Below are 7,114 nucleotides of genomic sequence, written 5' to 3'. Positions count from 1 at the left end.
AGCGCGAAGCCGAAAGGACGGCAGCTCTTCTGGCAGAAGTCCAGCAAGCTGACGAACGGGCCCGATTGGCAGCCCGATTTGACCGGCTTCAACAGGAACTTCACCGACTCAACGCTTATCACCTGGACCATAAAATCGAGCAGATTTTGGAGGGTCTGGGACTGGGGCCCGATTTCTTCGATCGCCCTGCCTGCCAACTGAGTGGTGGTGAGCAGAACCGACTTTTGCTTGCGAAGCTCCTGCTCTCCGAACCGGATTTCATGCTCCTCGACGAGCCCTCCAACCATCTCGACATCGATGCCACCCGCTGGCTGGAAGAGTTTCTCGCAAACCACCGCGCTGCGATGATCATCGTGTCCCACGACAGGTATTTTCTCGACAAAGTCACAACGCGAACGCTGGAGCTTTTCCGCGGAACGGTGGAAACGTTCCCCGGAAATTTTTCTGCCTATCGTCGCCAAAAAGAGGAACGGATTCTGGTTGCCCGACGCACCTACGAGAAGCAACTCGAAGAAATCGAAAAGGCGGAGGAGTTCATCCGGCGTCATCACTACGGCCAGAAGGCGGCTCAGGCCCAGGATCGTCGCAAAAAGCTCGAAAGGATCGAGCTTGTTGAACCGCCGCGGGAAATCACCGCGCCGCCGATCCAGTTTCCCGCCGCCGAACGAAGTGGCGATATCGTGCTGAGAGTGGAGAACCTCGGCAAGAGTTTCGGTCGGCCTCTGTTCAAGGGACTCACATTCGAAATCGCGCGCGGCCAGCGATGGGGTATCCTGGGACCTAACGGATGCGGCAAAAGTACTCTTCTCAAGTGCCTGCTCGGAGAAATCGAGCCGGACGAGGGGCGTGTGGTTCGCGGGCACAATGTCATCGTGGGCTATTTCGACCAGCATTTGACATGTCTGCCACCGGATCTGCCTGCCATGGACGCGGTTTTGCCCACGTCAATCGTCGGTGACGACCTGGTCGAGCAAAAGCGTCGAGATCTTCTCGCGAAATTCGGTATTACAGGGGACCGTGCTCTCACACCCGTCCGCAACCTCAGTGGTGGAGAACGCTGTCGAGTGGCGCTCGCGCGACTGACCGCGGCTAAAGCGAATTTTCTCGTTCTGGATGAGCCAACGAACCACCTCGATCTCTGGGCGCGCGATGCCCTCGAACAGGCGCTCCGGCGTTTTGACGGCACCGTCCTCTTTGTCAGTCACGACCGGTATTTCATCGATCAGGTGGCTGATCATCTTCTCGTTTTCGAGGGGGCCGAGGTGCGGGTCATCCACGGAAATTACACAACGTACCAAACGCTGGCAGACGCCCGGCGCGGGGAGTCTGCCCAAAAAGTCCAGGAAACGGCGTCCCAGGAATCGCAACCCAGGCGTCCGGGTAAACGCGCGGAGCAGCGCAGCGAAGGCACAGGAAAGCGAAAGAGACGATTCCCCTATCGCAAAGTGGAGGACATCGAGGCGGACATTCTCCAGCACGAGGCCCGCCGGGAAGAGATCCACCGCGAACTCAGCGAGCCGGAAACGTATCGCCATGGCGATCGGGTGAAGCAGCTCAAACAGGAGCTTGAAGAATTGGAGCAAAAACTTCAATCGTTGTACGCACACTGGGAAGAGGCGATGGAGCTGAACGGCTGACGTGCGGCGCGGCTGTCCTCGTCAAAAGACTGTGTATTCCATGGCACATCGCTGGGAGAAATTTGTTGCAACGCTCCATCACTCTAGAAATAATGATCGTCATTCGAGGGGCTGTCACCATTCTTCCCGCACCTAAGTCCCCGAGGTCCCGCCATGGCACGATTCTCAATTCTGCTGACCCTTTTGTTCGCTGGAATGTCGCTTCCTTTATCGGCAGAGCTGCCTCCGCCACCGGGTCCAGACTACACGATTCCCGAAGGCAAGTCAGGTCCCGGCGTCCCTGTCATTTCCTCGTGGACGGATGATGCAGGTCCAGACGAAACCTTCCTCCTGGTTGGCGACGGCCTCACGGAAAACGTTGTCATGTGGGGATTGAGCCCCAGTCGTGAGCATGGAGCGGAAATTCGTCCAAAAATCCAGTTTTGTACTGGCAGAATGGTGGCCGCCACAATCCCCGAACGCGCCTACGATGGGCCGTTCGTGGTGTGGGTCGAGAATGCCCAAGGCCGCTCGCAGCCTTTTGTGCTCAATCGCCCGCAATTGTGGTGGTGTTATCCCCGCACGTGCACTCCCGGCGGCACCGTGCGGGTGTTTGGCCGGAACATTGGCAGGCGACCCCATTTTGCAGAAGTGTTCGCCTATCTTGAGTCCGAATCGGGAAGTGGGTCGTGGTTGCCTTCATTGTCTTCGGGGAAGTATGCGGCGACACTCCGCCTGCCCCAAGATCTTGCCCCGGGGCGTTATCAACTTCGAATTCACGCTGGCGCCGGGGGACAGTGGGGATGGAGCGACCCACTGACCATTCAGGTGCAGGCACAGGCACAAGCCCAAACAGGGATACAGTTTACCGGAGGAGACATTCAGGCCGCAGTCAATGCTTTGGGGGCGCAAGGCGGAGGCGCCCTGATCTTGCTCGCAGGTCGCTACACGCTCTCCGGCACCTTGGTGATTCCCGCTGGGGTCACTGTGAGTGGGCAGGGAAAGGGGAGGACGATTCTTCAAGCACCGTCAAGCCCCGCCGTCAAGTTCGCGCAATTTCAGGGCAGTGCGTGGAATCAGGGCCCCACCGGGGTCCACACGCCCGGCGACACCATGGTGTACAAGCTCACGCTGCCTCGCGCCGGCGAGTGGCATGTGTGGCTGCGTTACGCCACGGAAATGTCGCCCTGGGGACAGCCCGGTGTGTCGGGCAGAATGACGCTCACTCTCGACGACAATCCTCCCGTACGTCTGGAGAATCTGCCGAACACGGGAAGTTTTGGTACATTCCGGTGGAGCCATTCCGCCACACTGACAGCCTCCGCAGGAGAGCATCGTCTGACATGGAAAAACGAGCAGGGGGGCGGGATTCACATCGACACTTTTGTCTTCACGGATGACCCAACCTGGCAACCGCAGGAAGATGCGTTCCCCGTCCCAGGGCCGCACCTGGTCGTCCTTCAAGGAGAAGATGTGGTTGACTTTCGAACCAAAGAGGGAAGCCTGCCCGGTGCCGAAAAAGCCTGCGTGTGGCTGGCGGGGGACGGTGCTTCCGTGGCTAATCTGACGGTGTTGGGAAGCGTGCAGACAAACCTGGGGATTGTCATTCGTCACCCCGACTTTCCTCAATGGATCCACAACTGCCGCGTGGAAAACGTCGAAGTGCGGGATTGTCAAGGAAAACAGGCTGAGAACTGCGGCGTTCGCCTGTTCCATGCGATTGGTGCCGTAGTGAAAAGCTGCGAGTTATGGGCGAGGTCTCCGCTGTTTCTTTCCGGGGTCAAACAGTGCGATTTGTCCCAGAATCGCCTGGTCAGCGTTACACTCTGGGGCGGTAATGCAGAAGGCTACATCAATGGCCGAAACGAGCCGGTCGAGGAATGCATTATCGAGGGCAATGTGTGTGCCGTTCCGCCGGGCAGTGAGGGGGGTGGCCCCACGGGACGACGCATGGTCTGGCTGTCCACCGGGCGAGGGTCCGTCACTCACAACTGGATCGCTGATAACTGTGAAGAGCGGGCCGTCTTTGGAGGTGTCGCAGGAACGGACCAGAATGTGGGCGAGATGATTCTGTTTGAAGCCTGTCAGCGGGTGGCGTATTTCGGCCCGATTGCTGGTGCGGACGTCGATGGCGTGACGCTGCCATCTTTCGTCACAGAAACACCGGAGGAATGGCTGGGCGACGTCAAACGCGAGGATCTACCGCATGATGCGCAAGGCCGGGAAACACCCTTTTGGCCGCCGGAGGAAGAAAACGAGCGGGAGCCGGTGCTCACAGAATATTACGTTACCGTGCTCGACGGTCCCGGTTGGGGCCAGACCCGGAGGATCATCGCCCGCGATCACACGACCTACCGCCTGGACTCCCCGTGGCGTGTCGTTCCACCACCGGGTAGCCGGGTGGTCATTTCCACAGCCTTCTTCGAAAACCATATCGTCAACAACCGGACCGTCAATGGCATGACTGGAATCCAGCTCTGGATCTCCTGCATCGGGAATATTGTGTCGGGGAATGAAGTGGCCCGGCAAAGAAAACCAGCGGTATTTCTCTATGGCACCTGTACAACGTTGGCCTCTTCCATGCCCATGACGTGGAATCGGGGGATCGGTCCGCTGTTTTTTAACCATGTGGAAGGAACCCAGGCAGACGAGGCCAGTTGCGGCATTCTACTGACAACCGGGGAAAGAGCCAATCTCCCGCTCCTGTTTCCCCATGCTCTTGGAAATGTGCTTCGTCACAACGGTTGCGTCAGAAACCGCACCGACGGCGTTCTGATCACGGGAAACCGACAAGACGGCGAGGACTCCAGACTCGCGGCCGTCATGGGGACGATCGCCGAGTTCAATCTTGTGCGGGATGCCCTCCGCGGTTTTCGGGTGGCCTCTTCTGTTCAGGGAGTCGTCCTGCGCCGCAATCACGTATACTTCTGGTATCCCGTGAACAATCAGGCAGGCGAGCGTGTCGCATTTCAAATCGACAGTCCGCAGGCTTTGTGCACGTTGGAAAACAACTCAGTCGAGGGGATTCAGGGGGTATTTGAGAATGACATTATCCCCGTCCTGCGAGGGGGCACAAGGGAACGCCTTGACAATAAGTGAGTGTGACGCTGTGTCCCTCCTCGCCGAGTAATCACCACTTGCTGCCGTTTTGATGGCGCACAACCAGTGAAATTCGGGTAAGGGCGACGACCGAATTCCCGGAGCGGCGGTTATCGTCCAAGCGATGGCGGGTAAAATAATGGATTCTCTGGCTGTGACATCTCACCGGCCTGAAGCACGTCAGAAGAGGGTGTCAACGGCCCGGAGGATTTGGAGGGCCCTGACAGGCCTGGGAATCTGAGACCGCTGATGTAGTTTCGCGGGTAAATCCCGATGGAGATTCATTGGTGAAACCGCGACGTTTTGGAAAGAGGATTGTCTGAGGAAATTTCGCGATGTCTGATAAAACTTCCACATCCGCAGAGTCGAGCCCACCGGCTGGTCCGGACTTCAGTCGCGGCGGCGGAATTCTGCCGGCCATTGCCCAAGACGCCGCGACCGGCGAAGTTCTCATGCTGGCGTACATGAACGCGGAAAGTTTTGCCGAAACCGTAGCCACCGGGCGGGCGGTTTATTTCAGCCGCAGCCGAAACAAGCTCTGGCGTAAGGGGGAAGAGAGTGGGCACGTCCAGATTGTCAAGGAAATCTTCATTGATTGCGACAATGACGCGATTCTTCTCAAAGTCGAGCAAGTCGGCGGAGCGGCGTGTCATACCGGCTATCGCTCCTGCTTTTATCGACAGCTTACTCCCGATGGTTTGATAACAGTGGGGGAGCCGGTTTTCGATCCCAAAAAGGTTTACGGTCCGAAATCGTGAACGGGTCTCCCCAAGATTATTCGCGCAGTTTCGTTCAGTGTGAGCAACAATTCAGTGTGTGAGGTGAACGAAGGAATGTCTGAATCTGGACAAGTGTTGCGTTTGGGTCTGCCGGCCGGGAGCCTTCAGGAAGCCACGGCCGACTTGTTCCGTCGCGCGGGTTACAAAATTACTTACACGAATCGGAGTTACTACCCGACGATTGACGATCCGGAAATCGAGTGTGTTCTCATCCGGGCGCAGGAGATGGCCCGCTACGTGCAAGACGGTGTCCTTGACGCTGGTTTGACGGGCTACGACTGGATCATCGAGACGAAGGCGGATGTCGTGGAGGTTGCGGAGCTGGTGTTTTCCAAAGTTTCCCGGCGTCCGGTCCGATGGGTTCTGGCCGTTCCTGAGGATTCTCCCATTCAGTCGGTGAAAGATCTGGAAGGCAAACGCATCGCCACGGAAGCGGTGGGCATTACTGAGCAGTTTCTTGCACGTCATGGGGTGAAGGCCAAAGTGGAGTTCAGTTGGGGCGCCACCGAGGTTAAACCCCCGCGGCTGGCGGATGCCATCGTGGAAGTGACCGAGACGGGGAGCTCCCTGCGGGCCAATAATCTTCGCATTCTCGAGGAAGTTCTGGTCAGCACGCCGCGGTTTATCGCCAACCGGGCTGCCTATCAGGACCCCTGGAAGCGGCAGAAGATCGAGGACATCGTGCTCATGCTCAAGGGTGCCATGGCGGCGGAGGGCAAGGTGAGTTTGATGATGAACGTCCCGCGGAACAAGCTCTCAGAGGTGGTAGCGATTTTGCCCGCCCTGCAAAAACCGACGGTGGCCGGCCTTTCTGATCCCGATTGGGTGGCGGTTATTACGGTATGCGACGAAACGGTTGTGCGACACATCATCCCGCGGCTTAAGGCGGCAGGAGCCCAGGGGATTGTGGAACAACCGGTCACTAAGCTGATCGATTGAGGGGGAACGTCTCACCCGAGCTGAAAATCTTTTTATCTGGCATAACACCATGACGCACGAAGAGCGACTGCAACTGTGGCTGGAAAAAAATGGTGTCCGGCTTCCCACGCCGGCGGAGCCGAAAGGTCTGTACCGACCGGTCGTGCAAACCGGAACCTGGCTGTGGACCTCGGGCCACCTGCCCGTCGATAGTACCGGCGAATTGATTCGCGGAACCGTGGGTGCGGACATAACGGAAGAAAGAGCGCGAGAGGCCGCGGTCTGGGCTGGTTTGGGAATCCTGGCTTCCATAAAAAGCCATCTTGGCAGCCTCGACAGAGTCAAGCGGCTGGTCAAGCTCACGGGCCTTGTTCAATCCGCTCCGGGATTTCACGAACAGCCGTCAGTCATCAATGGATGCAGTCAACTTTTCGCGGAGGTGTTCGGAGACGATTGCGGAATCGGCGTTCGCACCGCTTTTGGAACTCCCACGCTTCCCCTGGGTGCCGCGGTGGAGATTGAAGCCGTATTTGAGCTGGCTGATTCCCAGTGACCCGATCGTCCCGCCGTCCCGGAATTGCCGTGATGCGCTGAAGCACAAGAGGTCTGGAAGAGGCCGACCGGCCGAGGGGGGTTCCCTCTCGTCCAGCTTGTTGACAAAATGAGTAGGCTTTAGCACTGTCTGTTTTATTCTGGCACCGG

At 58.0% G+C, this 7,114-nt stretch carries 5 protein-coding genes; all 5 read left to right on the top strand.

Annotated elements, in window-relative coordinates:
• On the top strand, window positions 1-1,637 hold a 1,637-nt coding region (locus tag H5U08_RS07210; RefSeq protein ID WP_297031676.1), incomplete at its 5' end, for an ABC-F family ATP-binding cassette domain-containing protein.
• A 153-nt stretch (window positions 1,638-1,790) separates the two neighbouring features.
• Entirely contained in the window at window positions 1,791-4,715 is a 2,925-nt protein-coding gene (locus tag H5U08_RS07205) for a hypothetical protein (protein WP_297031675.1), read from the top strand.
• 335 nt (window positions 4,716-5,050) lie between these two features.
• A complete protein-coding gene (hisI, locus tag H5U08_RS07200; protein ID WP_297031674.1) occupies window positions 5,051-5,473 on the top strand; it encodes a phosphoribosyl-AMP cyclohydrolase in 423 nt (140 codons plus the stop codon).
• A 75-nt stretch (window positions 5,474-5,548) separates the two neighbouring features.
• Window positions 5,549-6,433, top strand: coding sequence for an ATP phosphoribosyltransferase (hisG, locus tag H5U08_RS07195; protein ID WP_297031673.1), 885 nt, complete (start codon window positions 5,549-5,551; stop codon window positions 6,431-6,433).
• Between the two features lie 49 nt (window positions 6,434-6,482).
• Window positions 6,483-6,965: a RidA family protein gene (locus tag H5U08_RS07190; protein WP_297031671.1), complete on the top strand. Its 483-nt coding sequence runs from the start codon at window positions 6,483-6,485 to the stop codon at window positions 6,963-6,965.
• Window positions 6,966-7,114 lie beyond the last annotated feature (149 nt).

The sequence above is a fragment of the Thermogutta sp. genome (assembly GCF_014359955.1).
In the GTDB taxonomy this organism is placed as follows: Bacteria; Planctomycetota; Planctomycetia; order Pirellulales; family Thermoguttaceae; genus Thermogutta.
Note: the sequence above shows the minus strand (reverse complement) of the source record. Positions and strands in the feature narration are given on the sequence as shown.

Coding starts and splice junctions, on each gene's coding strand:
- H5U08_RS07205 (WP_297031675.1), top strand. CDS start 1,791: ATGGCACGATTCTCAATTCTGCTGACCCTTTTGTTCGCTGGAATGTCG.
- hisI (WP_297031674.1), top strand. CDS start 5,051: ATGTCTGATAAAACTTCCACATCCGCAGAGTCGAGCCCACCGGCTGGT.
- hisG (WP_297031673.1), top strand. CDS start 5,549: ATGTCTGAATCTGGACAAGTGTTGCGTTTGGGTCTGCCGGCCGGGAGC.
- H5U08_RS07190 (WP_297031671.1), top strand. CDS start 6,483: ATGACGCACGAAGAGCGACTGCAACTGTGGCTGGAAAAAAATGGTGTC.